At 60.4% G+C, this 1,743-nt stretch carries 5 protein-coding genes; all 5 read right to left on the reverse strand.

What is annotated here, in order from left to right:
* Positions 1-350 precede the first annotated feature (350 nt).
* Genes IT41_RS21175 through IT41_RS19145 form a run of 5 tightly spaced genes read right to left on the reverse strand, consistent with a single transcriptional unit; the run spans position 351 to position 1,639 of the window.
* On the reverse strand, positions 351-527 hold the full coding sequence (locus IT41_RS21175; RefSeq protein WP_156116978.1) for a hypothetical protein: 177 nt from the start codon (positions 525-527) through the stop codon (positions 351-353).
* Complete coding sequence (locus IT41_RS19130; protein WP_036744361.1) at positions 524-880, reverse strand: hypothetical protein; 357 nt, start codon at positions 878-880, stop codon at positions 524-526. Before IT41_RS19130 ends, IT41_RS21175 begins: the two co-directional genes overlap by 4 nt.
* Positions 877-1,131: a hypothetical protein gene (locus IT41_RS19135; protein ID WP_036744365.1), complete on the reverse strand. Its 255-nt coding sequence runs from the start codon at positions 1,129-1,131 to the stop codon at positions 877-879. The genes IT41_RS19130 and IT41_RS19135 overlap by 4 nt, the downstream gene beginning before the upstream one ends.
* Positions 1,128-1,307 (reverse strand): hypothetical protein, encoded by a 180-nt coding sequence (locus IT41_RS19140; RefSeq protein ID WP_036744368.1) that lies wholly within the window; start codon positions 1,305-1,307, stop codon positions 1,128-1,130. Before IT41_RS19140 ends, IT41_RS19135 begins: the two co-directional genes overlap by 4 nt.
* Positions 1,304-1,639 carry a zincin-like metallopeptidase domain-containing protein gene (locus IT41_RS19145; protein ID WP_052081805.1) on the reverse strand — a complete coding sequence of 112 codons (336 nt, stop codon included), beginning with the start codon at positions 1,637-1,639 and terminating at the stop codon, positions 1,304-1,306. Before IT41_RS19145 ends, IT41_RS19140 begins: the two co-directional genes overlap by 4 nt.
* Positions 1,640-1,743: the final 104 nt, after the last annotated feature.

Consider the following 1,743-nt stretch of genomic DNA (forward strand, 5'->3'; position numbering starts at 1 on the left):
TGAAAGGCGCTTTTCGCCAAATCGACGCCGATGATGGTAACTTCGTCCATTGCTGTTCCTCCTCTTCTCTATCCCACGGTAGCCCACGAGGCGCGGGAGGGGCATCCACCCCATCAAGGATCGAGCGAATGTCCTGTGGGCAAGATCCGGCCCCGCGTCATGCGGGCGTCACCCGACAGGGCCGAGACGGGCAGGGCAGGGCGACCAGGACCGGCAGGGGAATGGCTGGCTCGGGACGAGACAGACAGGCTCCGGCCGCAGCCGGTCGCATCGACCTGAATGGCTCGGGCGAAGGCCGCTTGCGGCCGAAGCTAGAACGCGGTGCCCGCTTGCGGGCAGACGCCTTTATGTTAATGTAGGGCCATCAAGAAACGCTCTCCGCGCATTGGGTCCATTTCATAAACCAGAACCTCAATGCCAAGACGAGCGGCGCGGCGTCTGCCGCGCTGTTTCGCCTCTGCCAAGGTGGCGCAAATAATCGGTAGATCATCAGGATAGTCGCGGATTTCATAGGTGTGCCAGCTCATGCCCCGGTTCCCCGAGGCATGTCCGCGAAAAGGTTGTCGTTGTCCCAAGCCGGGTGCGATTTGGCGGCGGGAAGGGGATCGACACCCTTGGTCTCGATGACAAGGCGTGCCGTGCGCTCGCAAGGACAGCCATAATCGTTGCGGTAGTTCTCGCGGATTTGGACTTCGTAGCGGTTTGGCGTCTCCGGGATCGGCGCGACGGTGTAACGCTTGGGCGAGGATTTCCGGCCAAGCCAATCCGCCCCCCATGTTGCGGGGTTCTTGTCGCGCTGATACTCGATGCAAGCTAGGATATTGCGCTTGTCGGAGGCGGTCAGGTGTCGCCCCTCGATGAGTGAGATTTGCGGTTTCATTGGGCCTTCTCCTGAAGGTAGGTGCGATATCCCCTCTGATCCGTGCTGCCGAAACAGATCACATGCTGATCGGCCAGATGGCGCAGGTCGCAAAGCGCATACTCCATCAGATCGACCACATGGCCGGTGGCATCAGGATAGAGCGCGGTCAGTGCATCAAGAATGCGATCTGCCTGAATGGCGGGGGTGTTGTTGGGGACAATCTGACCTTGTAGATCATCGGAATTGTTACGGATCTTGGAGTTGGTCAAAGCGCGACTCCCAGCTTGAGATTACCGGCCTCGTCCAGCCAGCCGCGCGCCTCCGCGCAATCCATGCAGATACAGGTGCCGGTCCCCTCGATCACGACCGGCGCGAAATAGGCCCAAGGGTTTTTCCTGCCGCATTTACGACAGGCCAAGTCGGGCAGGGGGTGGGGGCCGCTCATGCGGCCCTCCTTTCTTCTGCCTCATTCTGCTGACCGTTCATCAGCCATTCGGCAGCCTTCTGCGCCTCGCTGGCGGCTTTGAAGATCAGCCGTTTGTCGTCTTTCAACGCCCGCAGCCAGCTTTGAACGTAAGCGCCGGACTGGTCAAAATCGGGGGTCAGGCCAAGCCGGGCGCAGGTCATGCAGTTGCCAATCTCGGCAATGAGTTCCTCGAACGCGTAAGCCTTGCGGTCGTTGAAACGGGAAAAGCGGTCAAGGCGGCTCTTGTGGCCGGTCCAGTGCGTGTTATGCCGAGGTCGGCATAAGACGCATAATGCCGAGGTTCGGATTATGCCGCGCCGATCTGCCGGACCTGTTGGGTTGCGGTTAGACCGGCGCGGCGTGTCGGCATAAAAACGTTGGCGACAAACAGCAGCCGTTCGAACTCAACGCGGCG

This window comes from Paracoccus halophilus (genome assembly GCF_000763905.1).
Classification (GTDB): domain Bacteria; phylum Pseudomonadota; class Alphaproteobacteria; order Rhodobacterales; family Rhodobacteraceae; genus Paracoccus; species Paracoccus halophilus.

Excerpts from the sequence above, each read along its gene's own strand:
- IT41_RS21175 (WP_156116978.1), bottom strand. The coding sequence starts at position 527 with ATGAGCTGGCACACCTATGAAATCCGCGACTATCCTGATGATCTACCG.
- IT41_RS19130 (WP_036744361.1), bottom strand. The coding sequence starts at position 880 with ATGAAACCGCAAATCTCACTCATCGAGGGGCGACACCTGACCGCCTCC.
- IT41_RS19140 (WP_036744368.1), bottom strand. The coding sequence starts at position 1,307 with ATGAGCGGCCCCCACCCCCTGCCCGACTTGGCCTGTCGTAAATGCGGC.